Here is an 18,288-nt window from a genome sequence, read left to right as displayed (position 1 = left end):
TCAGACGGTGGCGGCGGGCGCGTAGCGGTTGGCGGGGCGCGGCAGGCCGAGCAGGCCGCGCAGGGTGGACGCCCCGTAGGCGGCGCGGAAGCGGCCGCGGCGCTGGAGCTCCGGCACCAGGTCGCGGGTGATCCGCTCCAGGTCGTACGGCAGCGCGCCCGGGCGGAGCCGGAAGCCCGTCACGCCGGTGGCGGCCAACTCCTCGATCAGGTCGGCGAGTTCGGCGGCCGTGCCGGTGAAGATCCGGGCGTCGCCGCGGTACTCGGCGCCGGCGAGCCCGTTCAGCCGGGCCAGCCGGTCGGCGGCCGCGCCGGGGCGCTCGTCCAGGAACACCGCCAGGTCGGCGAAGACGTGCACGGTCTCGGCGTCGCGTCCGGCGGCGTGCTGCGCGGCGCGGATCGCGGCCAGCGCGGCACGGGCGGCGTCCGGGTCGGGCGGGGTGATGAACGCCAAGTCGGCCGATCCACCGGCGAGTTGGAACGTCTCCGGGCCGTGCGCCAGGGACGCGACCAGCGGCTGCCCCTGCGGCGGGCGCGGGGTGATCGACGGGCCGCGCACCCGGAACCTCGGCCCGGCGAAGTCGATGTAGTGCAGCTTGTCCCGGTCGACGAACCGGCCGGTCGCGGCGTCGCGGATCTCCGCGTCGTCCTCCCAGCTGTCCCAGAGCCGGCGCAGCACCTCGACGTAGTCCGCCGCCTCCGCCAACTCCTCGGCCAGCACGTCGGATCGGGTCAGGTCGGGGGCCCGGCGGCGGCCGAAGTGGGCGGCCTCGTCCGGGCGTCCGGAGATCTTCACCCGCAGGCCGGCCCGGCCGGTGCTGACGAAGTCCAGGGTGGCGACGGCCTTGGAGAGGTGGAACGGCTCGGTGTACGGGACGACCGAGGTCGGCACCAGCCCGATGTGCCGGGTCAGCGGCGCGATCCGGGCCGCGACCAGCACCGAGTCCAGCCGGCCCCGCACCCGGTCGGTGCGGGCGTCCGGCGCGAACGGCTCGTCGGACTGGAGGCTCAGGCCGTCCTCGAAGGTCAGCAGGTCCAGCAGACCCCGCTCGGCCTCCGCCGCCAGGTCCGCCCAGTACCGGGCGGTGAACAGCTCCTCGGGCCGGGCCTCGGGCTCCCGCCACGCGGCGGGGTGCCAGCCGGCGCCGTCCAGCGCGACGGCCAAATGCAGGGAGGTGGACGTGGATTCGGGCATGGCGAACCGTTCCTGTTCACGGGTCACGGAAAGGGAAGGGAAGTGAAGGGCGAGAGCCGGACGCGTCGACGGCCGGGGGACGGCAGCTCAGACGGCGGGCGCGGGCGCCGGACAGAGCGCGGTGCTCACCCGCAGCAGATCGACGTGCAGCCGGGCGGCCAACACCCACCCCGGGCGGGCGACGGCCCTGCCTGTGTGCACGAACCGCACCGCCGCCACCTCCTCCGCCACCGTCTCCGTCGCACCGTAACCCCGCACCTCGGCCGCGCACAACGCTGTTCATCCAGCGGTAACGAACCGTCCGCCGAAGGCCGATCGGCAGACCCGGCAAGGGACTTGCGGCCCACCGGCGCCGGCGGAGCGGGGACGGACGGCCCCGGGCGGCGGGACGTCCGGGACCTACGGCGGCCGGCCGCCGGATTCGTAGCGTGGAGGCACGCCCGTGCGTGGGGTCCGTCGGCCCCGGGGCGAGGTGTACGGAGTCCAGGAGGACCGCAATGTTCTGTTACCAGTGCGAGCAGACCGACCGTACCGGGACGGTTCCCGGGTGCGCGGGCGCGATCGGCAACTGCGGCAAGGACGCCGCGACGTCCGACCTGCAGGACCTGCTGATCCACGCGGCGAAGGGCGTCGCGCAGTACGCCGCCGAGGCGCGCACGCTCGGAGCTCCGGACGACGAGGCCGCCCGGTTCCTGCTGTTCGCGGTCTTCACCACCCTCACCAACGTCAACTTCAACCCGTCCCGGTTCGGCGCGCTGATCCAGCAGGCCGTCGCCCACCGCGACCGCGCCCGCGCCGCCTACGAACGGGCCGCCCGCGCCGCCGGGGAAGAGCCCCGCGCACTCGCCGGCCCCGCCGCCTGGCAGCCCGCCGACGACCCCGACGAGTTCGCCCGGCAGGCCGCCGAGGTCCGCGTCGACACCGGCCTCGCCCTGGTCGGACCGGACGTCGTCGGCCTGCGCTCCCTGCACCTGTACGCCCTCAAGGGCGTCTGCGCGTACGCCCACCACGCGCACGTCCTCGGCAAGGAGAGCGCCGAGGTGTTCGCCGGCGTCGAGAACGCCCTCGCCCACCTGGCCGGCGAGCCCGCCGACGCCGCCGACCTGCTCGAACGCGCCGTCGGCCTCGGCCGGCTCAACCTGACCGTCATGGAACTCCTGGACGCCGCCAACACCGGCGCGTACGGTGCCCAGCAGCCCACCGCCGTGCGCACCACCCCCGTCGAGGGCAAGGCGATCCTGGTCAGCGGCCACGACCTGAACGACCTGGAACAGCTGCTGGAGCAGACCACCGGCCAGGGCGTCAACGTCTACACCCACGGCGAGATGCTGCCCGCGCACGCCTACCCGCTGCTCAAGGCCTACCCGCACCTGGTCGGCAACTACGGCGGCGCCTGGCAGGACCAGCAGCGCGAGTTCGCCGCGTTCCCCGGCCCGATCCTGATGACCTCCAACTGCATCGTCGAGCCCCACGTCAGCTACCGCCGCCGGATCTTCACCACCGGCCCCGTCGGCTGGCCGGGCGTGCGCCACCTCGCGCAGCGCGACTTCACGCCCGTCCTGCAGGCCGCCCGCGCGCTGCCCGGCTTCACCGCCGAGGCGGCCGCCGAACCCGAGCAGCTGCTCACCGTCGGCTTTGGCGCCGACGCCGTCCTCGCCGTGGCCGACCGCGTCACCGCCGCCGTCCGCAGCGGCGCGATCCGGCACTTCTTCCTGGTCGGCGGCTGCGACGGGCCCACCCCCGGACGCGACTACTACACCGACTTCGCGGTCGGCGCGCCCGCCGACTCCGTCGTCCTCACCCTCGGCTGCGCCAAGTACCGCTTCAACGGGCACCGGTTCGGCGACATCGACGGCATCCCGCGGCTGCTCGACCTCGGCCAGTGCAACGACACCCACTCGGCGATCCGGATCGCGGCGGCCCTCGCGGAGGCGTTCGAGTGCGAGGTGAACGACCTGCCGCTGACGCTGGTGCTGTCCTGGACCGAGCAGAAGGCCGTCGCCGTGCTGCTGGCCCTGCTCGCGCTCGGCCTCCGCGGCATCCACCTCGGCCCCAGCCTGCCCGGCTTCCTCACCCCGAACCTGGTGGACGCCCTCGTGCAGCGCTTCGACCTGCGGGTGATCGGCGACCCGGCCGCCGACCTCGCCGCCGCGCTGGAACCGGCCGCCGACCTCGCCGCCGCGCTGGAACCGGCCGCGAAGTGACCGGCCACCAGGTGGTCCTCACCACCGCCGACGGCGCCCGCCTGGAGCTGTGCTGCCCACCCGGCGCCACCGTCCTGGAGGCGGCCGCCGAGGCCGGGGCCGCGCTGCCCGCCTCCTGCAAGCAGGGCACCTGCGGCTCCTGCCACGCCACCGTCACCTCCGGCGCGTACGACCTCGGCCCGCACAGCCCGCTCGCCCTCCCGGACGACGAACTCCCGGGCGGCGGCGTCCTGTTGTGCCGCACCGTGCCCTGCGGGCCGCTGACCGCCACGCTCCCGTACCCGCAGTCGCGAATCCTGTACGGCGGCGTGCCGCAGCGGGCCGCCGAGATCGTCTCGCTCACCCCCGTAGCCCGGGACACCCTGCACCTCGTCCTCGCCCTCACCGACAGCCCCGACTGCCAGTTCGACGCCGGCCAGTTCGTCGAACTCGAACGGCCCGGCACCGGGATCCGCCGCGCCTACTCGCTCGCCAACACCGGCAACTGGGACGGCCGGATGGAGTTCTACCTCCGCCACCGCCCTGACGGCGCGTTCTCCGCACCCCTCGCCGAGCGGGCCCGACCCGGCGACCCGCTCACCGTCCACGGCCCGCAGGGCGCCTTCGGCCTCCACGAGACCGGGCTGCGCCCGCGCTGGCTGCTGGCCGGCGGCACCGGCCTGGCCCCGCTGCTCGCGATGGCCCGGCAGGCGGCGGAGTGGCAGGACCCGCAGCCGACCCGGCTGTTCCTCGGCGCCAACACGCCCGCCGACCTGTTCGGCGCCGCCGAACTCGACGCCGTCGCCGCCGAACTCCCGGGCTTCTCCCACGAGTTGTGCGTACGCGAGTCGGACGACGGCTGGTCGGGCCCGGTCGGCACCCCCGCCGACCTGCTCGCCCGGGCGCTGGCCGACCACACCGGCCCCGCCCCCGACCTGTACGTCTGCGGGCCGCCGCCGATGGTCGACGCGGTACGCCGCGCCGCCCCGGGCTGCCGGCTGTTCCACGAACGCTTCCTGGCCACCTGAAATTTTTTGGCAGGGAGGGCCGCGCGGCGAAGGAGGAGACGGTTTGACACGGAAGTGATCAGGAACCTACTTTCACTAATTAATTAGTGAAAGTAGGTTCCTGATGGAGTACCGCCTGCGGCGCGGCAGCAGCATGCCCGCCTACCAGCAGATCGTGCAGCAGACCGAGCAGGCCCTGCGGCTGGGCCTGCTCCGCCCCGGCGACAAACTGCCCACCGCCCGGCACGTGGTCGCCGCCACCGCGATCAACCCCAACACCGTGCTGAGGGCCTACCAGGAACTCCAGCGGGCCGGGCTGGTCGAATCGCGGCAGGGCCTCGGAACGTTCGTGGTCCGCTCGCTCGGCCGGGCCGAGACCATCGCCGGCTCCGGGCTGCGCGAGGAACTGGACGCCTGGGTGGACCGGGCCGCCGAACTCGGGCTCGACCGCGAGGACGTCCTGGCGCTCGCCGGCGCCGCGGTCGACGCCCGCCTCCCGCAGCAGGCCGAACCGGAACTGCCGCGATGACCGGCCGACGGACGGCGGTCGAAGCCCTCGGCCTCGGCATCCGCCACCCCCGCCGGGCGAACGACCCGCACCTGCTCGCCGACTGCTCCTTCCGCGTACCCACCGGGGCGGTCTGCGGCGTGGTCGGCCCCAACGGCGCCGGCAAGAGCCTGCTGCTGTCCGCCGCCGCCGGCCTGGTCCGCCCCACCGAGGGACGGCTGACCGTGCTCGGGCAGCCCTCCGACAGCGAGACGATGCTCGCCGACATCGCCCACGTCGACCAGGAACGCTCCCTCTACCGGCAGTTGAAGGTCGCCGAACTCCTCGACTCCGGCCGGTCGCTCAACGCCCGCTGGGACCGGGCCCGCGCCCAGGAACTGCTGGACCTGGGCCGCGTACCGCTCACCGCCCGGGCCGGCACCCTCTCCGGCGGGCAGCGCACCCTGGTACGGCTGGCCCTCGCCCACGCCACCACCCCCCGCCTGCTGCTGCTGGACGAACCCCTCGCCGACCTCGACCCCTTCGTCCGCCGCGCCGTCATGGGCCTGCTGCTCGCCGACGTCGCCGACGGCGACTGCACCGTGCTGCTCTCCTCCCACGTCCTCGCCGACCTGGACGAGGCCGCCGACCACCTCCTGCTCATCGACGCCGGCCGGGTCCGGCTGGCCGGACAGACCACCGAACTGCTGGCCGCACACCGCTACCTCGGCCCGGCCGACCGGATGCCGGACAGCGCGGAACCGGTGGAGCTCTACGGCTCCGCGAGCCACGGCACCGCCCTGGTCCGGATCACCGACGGACCCGCCCGGCCGGGAGACGAGGACGACCACCCCACCCTGGAGGAACTGGTCATCGCCTACGTGCGCTCGCCCCGGGCGGACTCCTGGCTGGCCCCCTCCATGCGGCCGCTGCCGCGAACGGGCCTGATCGCGGAACCGATCGCATGAGCACGGCCACGCCACGGCTGGTGCCGATCCGGCTCCGGCCGCCGCGCCCCCGCCCGCCCCGCATACCGCACCGCGCACTCGTCCGCACCGCCGTCCGCCAGCACCGCACCGTGCTGGCCGCCGCCGCGATCTGCCTCGCGGCGCTGTCCGCCTGGGCGCTGCGGACCGCCGCCACCACCGCGGACGTCCAGACCGCCCTGAACCGGACCGGCTGCCGGGGCCGCGTCTTCACCGACGCCTGCTCCTCGCTTGCCGACCCGGTCGGCCAGGCCCTCCAGACCACCCAGCAGGTGCAGTTCGCGCTGCTGGCCGTCCCCGTCCTGGTCGGCGCCCTGCTCGGCGCACCACTGCTCGCCCGGGAGTACGAACACGGCACCCACCGCCTCGCCTGGACCCAGTCCGTGCCGCGCCGGCGCTGGCTGACCAGCCACCTGATCGTCCTCGGCGGCGCGGCCACCACCATCGGCGCCGTCGCCGCACTCCTCGGAACCCGGATCCACGCCGCCGCCACCCCCGCGCTCGCCTACGGCTCCTCGGGCTTCGACGCCCTGCCGTACAACGCCTTCGGCCCCGTACTGGCCGCCGCCACCCTGCTGGCCTTCGCCCTCGGCGTCCTGACCGGCAGCCTGATCCGGCGCACCGTCCCCGCCATCGGCATCACGATCCTCGGCCACGCCGGCCTCACCGTCCTGCTGACCTGGCTGCGCCGCTGGCTCCAGCCGCAGCTCACCCGATTCCCCCCGCACGGCTACGACCTGAGCCCCGACGACTGGCTGCTCTGGGACGGCGTCCTCACGTCCGACGGACACCGGCTGCCGTACGCGCAGTGCCCGGACTCCGGATGCCCGGCGGACTCCCGCACCCTCGACGTCTACCACTCCGCCGGTCAACTCTGGCCGATGCAGTGGACGCAGGGCGCGCTGATGGTCGCACTCGCGGCGGCACTGCTCGCGGCGGCCTATCGCAGCATCCGCCGCAACCGGCTGTGACGTGCGACCGGCTGTGACCCGCAACCGGTTGTGACTCGCTGTCACGCCGACCCGCGCCGAACCATCCCGAACCATCCCGCCCTGCGCCGACCCACACCGAACCACCCTCCCACCGAAGAGCGGCACTGCCATGTCCACTCAGCTCCCTGCTCCTGCCCGCACCGGGCCCGCACCGGCCCTCCTCCCGCTCCGCCCGCCGCGCCCCGCCGCGCACGGCGCCCGCCTCGCCGCCGTCGACGCGCTGCGGCTGCTCGCCGCGCTTGCCGTCGCCGCCTACCACTACCTGGGCACGCCGACCCCCGACTTCTGGGGCCGCTTCGACCTGCCGCAGGCCCTGCCCGTCCTGCACCGGATCAGCAGCTACGGCTGGCTCGGCGTCGAAGCGTTCTTCCTGCTCAGCGGCTTCGCCATCTGCATGAGCTGCTGGGGACGGACCCCCGCCCAGTTCGCGGTCTCCCGGGTGACGCGCCTCTTCCCGCTCTACTGGGCGGTCGTGGCGCTGATCCTCGGCTCGGGGGCGGTGGCGGCCCTCGGCGGACTGGAGCCCTCGATCCCGACCGACCTGCGCACCAGCCTCGGCAACCTGACCATGATGCCCGGCCCGCTCGGCCTGGAGGCCACCGACGGCGTCGCCTGGACGCTGTGGGTCGAAGCCCGGTTCTACCTGCTGATGGCCGTCCTCATGCTGGTCGGCCTCACCTACCGGCGGACCATCGCCTTCTGCTTCCTCTGGCTCACCCTCGCCGCCATCGGCCGCGAACTCCACTCCGCGGTCCTGGAGGAGATCCTGCTGCCGCGCTACGCCGGCCTGTTCGTCGCCGGGATCGCCCTCTACCTCATGTACCGCTTCGGGCCGAACCTGATGCTGTGGCTGCTGACGGGCTTCGCCTGGTGCTACACCCTCACCCTGCTCGGTGAGCGCGTCGCCGAGCACGCCGTGCCCGCCGACCGGGGCGACAGCCCCGGCTGGGCGGTCTGCGCGGCCCTGCTGACCGCGTTCCTGGCCGCGCTGGCCCTCGCCGGACCCGGACCGCTGGGACGACTGCGTTGGCGGACCCTGGTCTACGCCGGCGCGCTCACCTACCCGTTCTACCTGGTCCACCAGAGCCTGGGCATACCCGTGGCCCGAGGCGTGATCAAGGTCGCGCCCGGCCTCGGCCTGCTCCCCGCCGTCCTCGCCGGGCTGCTGTTCTCCCTGCTGCTGTCCGCGGCCCTCCACCACGTCGTCGACCGCAGAGTCGCAGTCCGACTCCGCCACCGCCTCACCGCCTCGCTCGACCCGCCACCGCCGGACCGCCTCCTGCCGGCACCGGGTCGAACCTGACCGCCCCGGCGAACTCCTGTCTGCGTTGGGCGAGTTGGCCGAGGACGGCGGCGACGGGCGCGTGGTTCGACCGGCCGATATGACGGTGTCGGCGGTGGACTCGGTGACGGTGGAGCAACTCCCGCGAGTGCGGGGCCGACGGGTTGGTGCGGCGGGTCAGCCACTGCTGGAAGGAGCAACCCCCGCGTGTGCGGGGCCGACCACTCGCGGCGGGTGATGATCCGGCCGCAGCAGGAGCAACCCCCGCGTGTGCGGGGCCGACTTCTTCTTCTCGTCCGGGTGGGACAGGAGGCGGGAGCAACCCCCGCGTGTGCGGGGCCGACGTGCCGTGGAGGACCGCGGTCATCACCACCGTGGAGCAACCCCCGCGTGTGCGGGGCCGACACTTGCTGACCTGTGGGTCTTTGGGTCAGAGGGTGCTGTTTGGTTCAGTTCGATTGAACGGCTTCCTGGATGACAGCGGGTGTGTAACCGTCAACTCCGATTACTCCCGGGCTGGTTGTCAGTGCGGTGGCCTACGCTTCCGAAGCGTAGTCGCATGCGGAGGCCGAGATGGTGGTCGAGGACCGTTGGCGGGGATATCCGTCCGAGGTCGGGGGCTGGTTGGGTGCGCTGTGGGGGAAGTCGGCTGGGCGGGCAGGGGGGACGGCGAATCTTCTGCTGTCGCACATGCTGGACACCGCTGCGGTGGCCGAGGTGGTCTGGGACCGGTACCTCCCGCAGGTCACGCGGTGGCGTCTGGACGGCTTGGCGGGGGGCGTGGGGAAGGGACGGCGCCTGTTCGCGTGGTTGTGCGGGATCCATGACCTGGGCAAGGCCACTCCGGCGTTCCAGCATCTCGATGCCGCGGGTGAGGCGGCCGTCCGTCGGGCGGGGCTCACGTGGGACACGTATGCGGTGAAGGGATCGTCCTGGCGGCACGACAAGGCCGGTGCCCGGGTGCTGAGGGCACTCCTCGCCGAGGCGGGGTGGAGTGAGCAACAGGTCGGCTGGGTCTGGCCGTTGGTCGCAGGCCACCATGGTCTGGTCCCGACGATCGGGCAGCTCGGCCCGCCGAAGAAGAACGAAAAGCTGCAGGGACACAGCCGGTCCTGGAAGATCGCGCAGCAGGCGCTGGTGGAGGTGTTCTCCCGGGAGGTCGGCTACGACCGCGAGTCGCCGCTCGCCGGGGTGGAGCCCGCTCTGGTGCCGAGTCGTGCGATGCAGCTCCAGTTGTCGGGCTTCGTGGTGATGGCGGACTGGATTGCCAGCGACGAACGGCACTTCACCGGCGTGTCGGACCTGTCGAGAGTGACGATGTCCCAGGCTCGGCAGCGGGCCGCGGCGGCGTGGTCGAAGCTCGAACTGCGCGGCGGCTGGGGGGCGTTGGATGTTCCCGGACCGGAGGCGTTCCGGGACCGCTTCGGTCATGGGCCCAGGCCGTCGCAGGAGCTGGTCCTCGATGCGGTGCGTCGGACGGCCGGGCCTGGGCTGGTGATCGTCGAGGCGCCGATGGGGGAGGGGAAGACGAAGGCGGCGCTGGCCGCGGCGGAGGAGTTGGCGGCCCGCCACGGCGCGGACGGGCTGTTCCTGGGGATGCCGACCCAGGCGACCGCGGACCCGATGTTCAGCCAGGTGCGCTCGTGGCTGCGCGAGGTCGGGGACGGGCTGGAGGACCAGGTCGCGCTGCTGCACGGCAAGCGGATGTTCAACAAGGAGTGGCGTGGCCTGCTGGAGGGCGCGGGGGAGTGGGGGCAGGGCGCGGACGACCCGTTCTCCTCGGTGGGGGAGGACGAGTACGGTCTGCCGGCCGACTTCGTCGACGGGTGCGAGGGCGCGGCGCGCAGAGCCCCCGCGGAGTGGTTCCTGGGGCGCCGTCGTGGTCTGCTGAGCCCGTTCGCGGTCGGCACGATCGACCAGCTCCTGTATGCCGCGACTCGCACCAGGCACGTGATGCTGCGCATGGCAGGACTGGCCGGCAAGGTCGTGATCCTGGACGAGGTTCACGCCGCCGATGTCTACATGTCGCAGTTCCTGTTGGAGGGGTTGTGGTGGCTCGGGCAGGCCGGAGTGCCGGTGGTGCTGCTGTCGGCGACCCTGCCGCCCGAGCAACGGCGTCGTCTGGTCGCCGCGTACCTGGCCGGTACTCGGTCGGCGGAGGAACCGACGGGGCTGGAGCTTCCCGAGCCACAGGGCTATCCGAGCGTGACGGCGGCCTGGTCCGGACGTGACGGTCGGCCGGAGCTGCTGGTCGAGAGCGGAGAATCGTGGCGCGGCGACCTTCACGTCCGGGTCGAGCTGCTGAACGAGGCCCTGGCAACGGCCCGGAGCGACGACCCTGGAACGGCCGATGCCGCCGTGGCCGACTGCCTCAAGGACCGCCTGGCCGACGGCGGATGCGCCCTGGTCATCCGCAACACCGTGGCCCGCGCACAGGCCACGTACGAAGCCCTCCGGAAGGAGTTCGGATCCGACGTCCGCCTCCTGCACGGCCGCTTGCACGCCGGCCACCGGGCGGACCGCACGCAGGAGGTGCTGAACCTCCTTGGCGCGCCCCGTGAGGGACACCGGCGCCCCCAGCGGCTGATCGTCGTCGCCACCCAACTCGCCGAGCAGTCCTTCGACGTCGACGCCGACGTGCTGATCACCGACCTCGCGCCGATCGACCTGCTCCTCCAACGCATCGGACGCCTCCATCGCCACGACGGCGTGAAGCGCCCGCACAAGCTGGCCCGGCCCACCGTGGTCGTCACCGGGCTCCACCTTCACAGCGACGAAGCACCGGACATCCTCCGCGCCTCCGAGAAGATCTACGGCCGCTACCTCCTGATGCGCACGGCGGCCGAGATCGAGCGGGCGACGAAGGACGGCGGGAACACGTGGCGCATCCCCAGCCAGGTGCCCGACCTGGTCGCCCGCGTGTACGGCACGGACCCCGTCGTCCCTCAGGAATGGGTCGCGGCCGAGGCACAGGCCTGGCAGGACTGGGAGAAGCGGCAGGCCGAGCGCCGAGAAAGGGCCGCCCAGTATGTGCTGACCCGTGCCGGGGAGCACGCAGAGCCCACCCTGGCCGGCCTGCACTTCGGCGCCCACGGCAGGCTGACCGAGGGACAGTTCGAGGCACTCGTCCGCGACGGCGACCGGAGTGCGGAGGTCGTCCTGGTGCGCCGCACCGGGGACGGCTTCCACGCGGTGACGGGCCGCAAGCTCGGTCCGAACGGCGAGGTCGCCGCCGAGTTGCTGGACGACGTGCTCTGCGGAACGGTGCGCCTCCCCGCCAAGCTGACCGTTGCCGCCGAGCTGACGCTCGGTCCGCCGGCGGGATGGCGCGACCACCCCTGGCTGCGCCACAGCCTTGCCCTCGAACTCGACGAGAACGGCGAAGCGGCCCTCGGCGACTTCCGCCTGCGCTACGACGACGACCTCGGACTCGTCGTGCGCGGAGGACGCCACTACGGATGACGATGCGCAGGGGCGGGCCGGGAAGTCGCCGACCCGCCCCCTCAACCCCGCGATCGCGGGACCGACTCGTGCCCGCCGAAGACGCGCAAACACGGCCAGGGGCCATCCCCGCGCAAGGAACCCGCAGGGCCGAGGGCCAATTCAAGCATTCACCCCACAGTCGGCCGCGGTCGGTGCCACGATGAGTCAGCAACACGCTAAACAGGGCCAGTTGGGAGAACAGCGCGTGCCTGGTTACAACCTTGTCGACGAACCGTGGCTGACGGCGCGGCCCGTCGACGGAGGGCCTCCCGTCGAGCTGGGGATCGCCGAGGTCCTGGCCCGGGCCCACGAGTTCGAGGGCATCGTCGTCGAGTTCTCCACCCAGCTCCCGGCCCTCCTGCGCCAGGTCCTGCTGCCCGTCGTCGCCCATGCCACCGGAGCGCCCGGAAGCCTCAAGGAGAAGGGCGAACGACTCGCGCAGAACGGCGGCTTCACCAAGGACGAGCTCGACCGCCTCCGGGCCTATCTCGACGACCACCGCGCGAAGTTCGACCTCTTCGACCCGGTCGCCCCGTTCGCGCAGGCCGCCGGACTGCGCACCGCCAAGGACGAGACGAAGGGCTCCGCCGCCCTCGTGGCGACCGCGGCGAGCGGCAACAACGTCCCGCTGTTCGCCAGTCGCACGGACGCGGACCCGCTCGACCTGACGCCGGCCCAGGCCGCCCACTGGCTCGTACACGCCCACTGTTGGGACACCGCGGCGATCAAGACCGGCGTCGTGGGCGACGACCAGGTCAAGGCGGGGAAGACCATGGGGAACCCCACCGGCCCGCTCGGCCAGCTCGGCGTCATCGTCCCCACCGGGCGGACCCTGTACGAGACCCTCCTGCTGAACCTCCCGGTCACCCCGCCCAGCCGCTTGGGCGTCCCGCAGTGGTCGAAGGCCCCGCACGGCCCCGCCTGGACGGCGCGCGCAGCCGAGAGCCTGCTCGACCTGTGGACCTGGCAGGCCCGACGGATCCGCCTCGTCCCGCATCGGGACGGCGCCGGACGGCTGATCGTCGCCCGGGTGGTCATCAGCGCCGGCGATCGTCTCACACCCCTGCCGGAGCAGGAGCCGCACACCACATGGACGTTCACCGCCCCGACCAAGAAGTCGGCCACGGCCCGGCCCGAGCGCAGGCCGCGCCGACACACCCAGGGCAAAGCCGCCTGGCGAGGACTGGACGCCCTCCTCGCCCCCAGCCGGCAGAGTACCGACGGCTTCGAGACCAGCACCCTGCTCGACGAGGTGGCCGGCCTGCAGGAGAGCGGCAGCCTCCACCCCGACTACCCGCTGCGGGTCGAGACCTTCGGCATGGTCTACGGCACCCAGTCGGCTGTCGTCGAGGACGTGATTCACGACGCCATCCCCCTGCCACTGCTCGCCCTCCAGCAGGACACCGAGGCCCACCAACTCCTCCTGGACGTCGCCGAGCAGGCCGAACTCCTCGCCAGGGCCGTCAACAACCTCTCCGCTGACCTGCGCCGCGCCGCCGGCGCCGACCCCATCCCCTGGGACAAGGGCCAGCGCCCCGGCGACCTCCTCCTGCACACCCTCGACCCCCTGGTACGTCGCCTGCTCGGCGGCGCGCGGGACTCCGGCACCGACGAGGACTGCCTGGACCGAGGCCGACTGGCATGGGAGCAGATCGCCCACCACCACGCCTGGGACGCGGCGAACACGCTCCTGCTGGCCGCACCCGCCACCACGTTCGGCGGCCGCACGCTCGACCAGCCCGGCAGGGCGGGCAAGGCGCAGACCTACCGGCTCGGCACGTCCGGGGCCAACTTCCGGCGCCGGCTGAACGAGATCCTCCCCCGCCGTACCGACGCCGTCCGGCAGGCGGCCGCCGCCCGGGCAGCCGAGACCGGACCGGCCCCCGACTCGGACCCCGCGCTTGGAGCGGACTTTGACTACTGAGCACACCACCACCGCCAGGCAGCGCCGTTACTGGGACGACGTCACCGCCCCCGACCACACCTGGCGCATCGACCCCCGCACCAAGCAGCAGCGCCGGCCGCCCGGCGAGGACCTCGCGGCCATGCGCAAGGGCCTGGGACGCCCCGTCATGGACGTCTTCGCCATGAACAGGTTCTACAGCTGTGAGGTGGACGACGCCCTCGCGCAGCGCGACGAGGTCTCCGACGAGCAGAAGGCCGAGCACGCCGCCCTGGCCCTTTACGGCCTCCACCAGCAGAGCCAGGCCACGCCGATGCACCGCCGGGGCGTCAAGCTCGGTCAGGCACTCCGCGCCCTTCGCCGCAGCGGCAGGTTCAGCGAGGAGGCCCTCGACACCCGGGTCGCGCAACTCGCGGACGCGACCAGCGTGTCCGCGCTGCTGGTCCACCTGCGCGGCCTGATCACCCAACTGCGCACGGTCGGACAGCCGTTGGACTACAACCACCTGATGGCCGACATCCAGGCCTGGCACCACACCGACCGGCGCCCGCAGGTCCGCCTCAAGTGGGCCGTCGGCTACCAGGCGTGGAAGGAGACGCCGCCCGCCGACTGACCCCCCGGGCCCACCCCGCCGCCCAGACAGTCATCCCCGAGGAGAAGCGCATGACCGACCGCCTCTACATCGACGTGCACATCCTGCAGACCGTCCCGCCGGCCAACCTCAACCGGGACGACAACGGCAACCCCAAGGAGGCCCACTTCGGCGGCAAGCGCCGCTCCCGCGTCTCCTCCCAGGCCTGGAAGCGCGCCACCCGGATCCACTTCGCCGAGAGCCGCGACCCGCAGGACCTCGCCACCCGCACCAAGCGCATCGCCTCCCAGCTCGCCAAGGGCATCGCCCAGCGCACCACCGTCACCGCGGAGGACGCCCGGCGGATCGCCGACGCCCTGATCAAGACCACCGGGATCTCCGCCGGCAAGAAGGAAGGCGACACCGCCTACCTCCTCTTCTACGGGCGCCGCCAGCTGGACGGCATCGTCGGCCTCGTCGCCGACACGGCCGCCGACCTCGCCGCCCTCGACGCGAAGGCGCTGGAGGAGGCCGTCAAGGCCCTGCCGGTCAAGGAGCAGTTGCAGAGCGGCCACCCGGCGGACGTCGCCCTCTTCGGTCGCATGGTCGCCGACATCCCCGGCCTGAACGTGGATGCCGCCACGCAGGTCGCCCACGCGATCTCCACGCACGCCGCTGAGCTCGAGTTCGACTACTACACGGCCGTCGACGACGAGAACACCGCCGACGAGACCGGCGCCGGAATGATCGGCACCATCGGCTTCAACTCCGCCACCCTCTACCGCTACGCCACCGTCGGCCTGCACCAACTGCGCGACAACCTGGGCGACGACAAGGCAGCCATCGACGCCGTCGACCTCTTCGTCGACTCCTTCGCCCGCTCCATGCCCACCGGCTACGGCAACTCCTTCGCCCACCGCACCCGCCCCAGCCTGGTCGCCGTCGTCGTCCGCACCGACCAGCCCGTGAACCTCGTCTCCGCCTACGAGAACCCCGTCCCGGCGAGCCAGGGCATCGTCGCCGAGTCCGCACGCCGCCTCGCCGCGGAGTACGCCACCGCCACCGACCAGTGGGGCGACGACCCGCTGTACGTGGCCATCTGCCACACCCTCGGTACCGGCGGCGACGCGACGGGGCGGGAGCTGGCGGACGCGTTCGGGGCGAACCGCACCTTCACCGCGTTGCGCGACGGCCTGCGCGCGGCCCTCACCGAGCGGGTGAACGGCAACTGATGCCCGCCGACCCCTCACTCGTCCCGGCCCGGCAGGACGAGGATCTGGCGGTACTCGTCCTGCGCCTGGCAGGTCCGCTCCAGTCCTGGGGCGACCGCAGCGCGTTCAACCGCCGCGACAGCCGCCCCCAGCCGACCAAGTCCGGTGTCGTCGGCCTGCTCGCAGCGGCCGAGGGCCGCCCGCGCGAAGCCGACATCACGGACCTCGTCGGCCTGCGCCTGGGCGTGCGCATCGACCAGCCCGGCACCCTGCTGCGCGACTACCACACCGTCAGCGACTACCGAGGCCGCCCGCTGCCGCAGGCCGGCGTCAACGCCAAGGGCCTGCAGAAGCCGACCTCCCCGGCCAAGGACACCCACGTCACCCACCGCTACTACCTCCAGGACGCGGTGTTCGTCGCTGCCGTCCAGGGCCCGGCCGCCCTCGTCACGGCGCTCGCGGACGCGGTCCGCCGCCCCGCGTTCCCGCTCGCCCTCGGCCGCCGCTCCTGCGTCCCCACCCAGCCGATCGCCCTCGGCGCGATGCGCGGCACCACGCTGGAGGACGCCCTCGCCGAGGAGCCCTGGCAGGCGGGCCAGGCCGCGAGGAACGCCTACCGGCGGCGGGCCGAGCGGGCACCGGAACCGTTCTCCCCGCACCGGATCGACCTGGCCGCGACCTTCGACGACCTGTCCGGCGAGGACGTCCTCCAGGACGTCCCCCGCTCCTTCGCCCCCCGCGAACGCGGCTTCTCGACCCGGCGGATCCGCCACGCATGGCTCAGCGTCCCCACCGGCCTGCCCGCCCGCGCCACGTCCGACCGAGCGGCCGGCGAGACCGGCGGCCACGACCCGTTCGCCCTGCTGGGCTGGTGACCCCATGACCTACCTCTCCCGCGTCCGCATCAACCCGCTGCGCGCCGCCAGCCGCTCCCTGCTCGCGAACCCCCGCGCCCTGCACGGCGCCGTCACGGCCGGCATCCCCGACGCCGCCCCCGGGGACCGGACCCTGTGGCGCCTGGACGCCGACCACCCGCGCCGCCCCATGCTGCTCGTCCTCACCCCTTCCAAACCGGACTGGACCCATCTCGTCGAGCAGGCCGGATGGCCCGACGCCGACGGCGAGCACTACGCGATCCGCGACTACAGCCCGCTGCTCGCCCGACTCGCCGTCGGCCGCGAGTTCGCGTTCCGCCTCAAGGCCAGCCCCGTGCAGAACACGTCCAAGCCCGACAGGGCGAGCCCGCACCGCACCCGGACCGAGGCCGAACTGCGCCACCGCTCCTACCGGATGGCCCATCGCACGGCCGCCCAGCAGCTCACCTGGTTCCTGGAACGCACCACCCGCTGGGGCTTCACGATCCCCGAGGCACGGACCGACCGGCCGGCACCGGGCCTCGAACCGGCTCCCCCGGACACCGTCGTCGATGCGCAGCCCGCCCGGGAGGTGAGGATCACCGACCGCGGCCGCAGCACCTTCACCAAGCCCGGCACCCGCACCCCCGTCACCCTCACCACCGCCACCTTCGAGGGCCACCTGCGCGTCACCGACCCCGGCCTGCTACAGGCCGCCCTCCTCGCCGGGATCGGCCCGTCCAAGGCCTACGGCTGCGGCCTGCTCACCCTCGCCCCACTGCCGACAGGGGCACGCTGACCCGTGGCCGACATCTGGTGGAAAGCCCACCCCCACGACCTGCACCGCCTCGCCGACCGCGTCTCCAGCGTCTACGTCGAGCGCAGCCATGTCGACCGCGACGAGAACGCCGTCGTCGTCATCAACAAACGCGAGACCGTGCGCGTCCCCGCCGCCATGGTCGCCGTCATGCTCCTCGGCCCCGGTACCCGGATCACCCACGGCGCCGTCAACCTCCTCGCCGACTCCGGCACCACCGTGTGCTGGGTCGGCGAACAGGGCGTGCGCATGTACGCGGCAGGCCTCGGCCCCAGCCGCGGAGCCGCCCTCCTCAACCGGCAGGCCTGGCTGGTCAGCCGCACCAAGGAACGCCTCGCCGTCGCCCGGAACATGTACCGCATGCGGTTCCCGGGCGAGGACGTCGGCGCGGCCACCATGCAGCAACTGCGCGGCCGGGAGGGAGCCCGCATCCGCAAGCTCTACCAGACCGAGGCACGCCGCACCGGCGTCCCCTGGAACGGCCGGATCTACAAGGCCGGCGACGCCCACGCCGCGGGCGACGACCTCAACCGCCTCCTGTCGGCAGCCAATGCCGCGCTCTACGGCATCTGCCACGCCGTCATCACCGGCCTGGGCGCCAGCCCCGGCCTCGGCTTCGTCCACACCGGACTGGCCACCTCGTTCGTCCTCGACATCGCCGACCTCTACAAGGCCGAATACACCATCCCCCTCGCCTTCGACCTCGCCCAGCAGGGCCACACGGAAGAACGCGACGCCCGCCTCGGCTTGCGAGACCGCATCGCCCGGGACAAGCTGCTCGGCCGCATCGTCCATGACGTCAAGGCCCTCCTCGGCCCGGAGGGAACCGACATGCCCGACGCCGAGGCCAACGAACTCTGGGACGAACGCGCCGGCACCGTCCAGGGCGGCGTCAACTGGGCGGGAAGCGAAGGGGCACCAGTGGCGGCCGGTGTCTCCGACCCGGGCATGGCAGACGAACATCTCGCCATCATCGGCCCGGAGTTCACCCAGGACACGAGCAGCCCATGACCGTCATCATCCTCATCGCAGCCCCCGAAGGACTACGCGGACACCTCACCCGCTGGATGGTCGAAGTCAACGCCGGTGTCTTCGTCGGCACCCCCAGCCGCCGCATCCGTGACCGCCTCTGGGATCTCCTCGCCACCCGCATCGGCGACGGCCAGGCCGTCCTCGTCGAACCCGCCACCAACGAACAGGGCTGGACCGTCCGCACCGCCGGCAAGGACCGCTGGAAGCCCGTCGACTTCGACGGACTGATCCTCTCAGCCCGATCCCGCCGATAAATCCGCAGGTCACGAAGCATCGGCCCCGCACA

16 protein-coding genes and 2 CRISPR repeat arrays (1 of these 18 running past the window's edge) are annotated in these 18,288 nt (G+C 73.0%); of the genes, 14 read left to right on the top strand and 2 right to left on the bottom strand.

Features of this window, described 5'->3' with window-relative positions; translation table 11 throughout:
* Both ACFV4P_RS13825 and ACFV4P_RS13820 read right to left on the bottom strand, forming a co-directional pair.
* Entirely contained in the window at positions 1 to 1,194 is a 1,194-nt protein-coding gene (locus ACFV4P_RS13825; RefSeq protein WP_380470643.1) for an LLM class flavin-dependent oxidoreductase, read from the bottom strand.
* An 87-nt stretch (positions 1,195 to 1,281) separates the two neighbouring features.
* Positions 1,282 to 1,395, bottom strand: coding sequence for a putative leader peptide (locus ACFV4P_RS13820; protein WP_338015811.1), 114 nt, complete (start codon positions 1,393 to 1,395; stop codon positions 1,282 to 1,284).
* A gap of 296 nt (positions 1,396 to 1,691) precedes the next feature.
* Here ACFV4P_RS13820 and hcp point away from each other — a divergent pair, with 296 nt between their 5' ends.
* From hcp to cas2e, 14 genes are all read left to right on the top strand, one after another.
* On the top strand, positions 1,692 to 3,398 hold the full coding sequence (gene hcp, locus ACFV4P_RS13815; RefSeq protein WP_380470641.1) for a hydroxylamine reductase: 1,707 nt from the start codon (positions 1,692 to 1,694) through the stop codon (positions 3,396 to 3,398).
* Complete coding sequence (locus ACFV4P_RS13810; protein ID WP_380470639.1) at positions 3,395 to 4,405, top strand: 2Fe-2S iron-sulfur cluster-binding protein; 1,011 nt, start codon at positions 3,395 to 3,397, stop codon at positions 4,403 to 4,405. Before hcp ends, ACFV4P_RS13810 begins: the two co-directional genes overlap by 4 nt.
* A gap of 100 nt (positions 4,406 to 4,505) precedes the next feature.
* Positions 4,506 to 4,913 (top strand): GntR family transcriptional regulator, encoded by a 408-nt coding sequence (locus tag ACFV4P_RS13805; protein ID WP_380470776.1) that lies wholly within the window; start codon positions 4,506 to 4,508, stop codon positions 4,911 to 4,913.
* On the top strand, positions 4,910 to 5,839 hold the full coding sequence (locus ACFV4P_RS13800; protein ID WP_380470637.1) for an ATP-binding cassette domain-containing protein: 930 nt from the start codon (positions 4,910 to 4,912) through the stop codon (positions 5,837 to 5,839). Before ACFV4P_RS13805 ends, ACFV4P_RS13800 begins: the two co-directional genes overlap by 4 nt.
* On the top strand, positions 5,836 to 6,828 hold the full coding sequence (locus ACFV4P_RS13795) for an ABC transporter permease (protein WP_380470635.1): 993 nt from the start codon (positions 5,836 to 5,838) through the stop codon (positions 6,826 to 6,828). The genes ACFV4P_RS13800 and ACFV4P_RS13795 overlap by 4 nt, the downstream gene beginning before the upstream one ends.
* A gap of 130 nt (positions 6,829 to 6,958) precedes the next feature.
* Positions 6,959 to 8,152 (top strand): acyltransferase family protein, encoded by a 1,194-nt coding sequence (locus ACFV4P_RS13790; protein WP_380470634.1) that lies wholly within the window; start codon positions 6,959 to 6,961, stop codon positions 8,150 to 8,152.
* A gap of 111 nt (positions 8,153 to 8,263) precedes the next feature.
* Positions 8,264 to 8,536: a CRISPR direct-repeat array (repeat unit 29 nt; unit sequence GGAGCAACCCCCGCGTGTGCGGGGCCGAC).
* A gap of 168 nt (positions 8,537 to 8,704) precedes the next feature.
* Positions 8,705 to 11,593: a CRISPR-associated helicase Cas3' gene (gene cas3 / locus ACFV4P_RS13785; protein ID WP_380470632.1), complete on the top strand. Its 2,889-nt coding sequence runs from the start codon at positions 8,705 to 8,707 to the stop codon at positions 11,591 to 11,593.
* 226 nt (positions 11,594 to 11,819) lie between these two features.
* Positions 11,820 to 13,538, top strand: coding sequence for a type I-E CRISPR-associated protein Cse1/CasA (casA, locus tag ACFV4P_RS13780; protein ID WP_380470631.1), 1,719 nt, complete (start codon positions 11,820 to 11,822; stop codon positions 13,536 to 13,538).
* Entirely contained in the window at positions 13,528 to 14,130 is a 603-nt protein-coding gene (gene casB, locus ACFV4P_RS13775) for a type I-E CRISPR-associated protein Cse2/CasB (RefSeq protein WP_380470629.1), read from the top strand. Before casA ends, casB begins: the two co-directional genes overlap by 11 nt.
* Positions 14,131 to 14,180: 50 nt before the next feature.
* On the top strand, positions 14,181 to 15,320 hold the full coding sequence (cas7e, locus tag ACFV4P_RS13770; protein WP_380470627.1) for a type I-E CRISPR-associated protein Cas7/Cse4/CasC: 1,140 nt from the start codon (positions 14,181 to 14,183) through the stop codon (positions 15,318 to 15,320).
* Positions 15,320 to 16,174: a type I-E CRISPR-associated protein Cas5/CasD gene (cas5e, locus tag ACFV4P_RS13765; protein WP_380470625.1), complete on the top strand. Its 855-nt coding sequence runs from the start codon at positions 15,320 to 15,322 to the stop codon at positions 16,172 to 16,174. The genes cas7e and cas5e overlap by 1 nt, the downstream gene beginning before the upstream one ends.
* A 4-nt stretch (positions 16,175 to 16,178) precedes the next feature.
* Complete coding sequence (gene cas6e, locus ACFV4P_RS13760; protein WP_380470623.1) at positions 16,179 to 16,952, top strand: type I-E CRISPR-associated protein Cas6/Cse3/CasE; 774 nt, start codon at positions 16,179 to 16,181, stop codon at positions 16,950 to 16,952.
* A gap of 3 nt (positions 16,953 to 16,955) precedes the next feature.
* On the top strand, positions 16,956 to 17,981 hold the full coding sequence (cas1e, locus tag ACFV4P_RS13755; protein ID WP_380470621.1) for a type I-E CRISPR-associated endonuclease Cas1e: 1,026 nt from the start codon (positions 16,956 to 16,958) through the stop codon (positions 17,979 to 17,981).
* Positions 17,978 to 18,256, top strand: a complete 279-nt coding sequence (cas2e, locus tag ACFV4P_RS13750) for a type I-E CRISPR-associated endoribonuclease Cas2e (RefSeq protein WP_331744407.1) — start codon at positions 17,978 to 17,980, stop codon at positions 18,254 to 18,256. The genes cas1e and cas2e overlap by 4 nt, the downstream gene beginning before the upstream one ends.
* Before the next feature lie 19 nt (positions 18,257 to 18,275).
* Positions 18,276 to 18,288: direct repeats of the CRISPR family, unit length 26 nt; it runs 378 nt beyond the window's last position.

The sequence above is a fragment of the Kitasatospora sp. NPDC059795 genome (assembly GCF_042732175.1).
GTDB lineage: Bacteria > Actinomycetota > Actinomycetes > Streptomycetales > Streptomycetaceae > Kitasatospora.
This window is presented reverse-complemented; position numbering and strand designations above follow the sequence as displayed.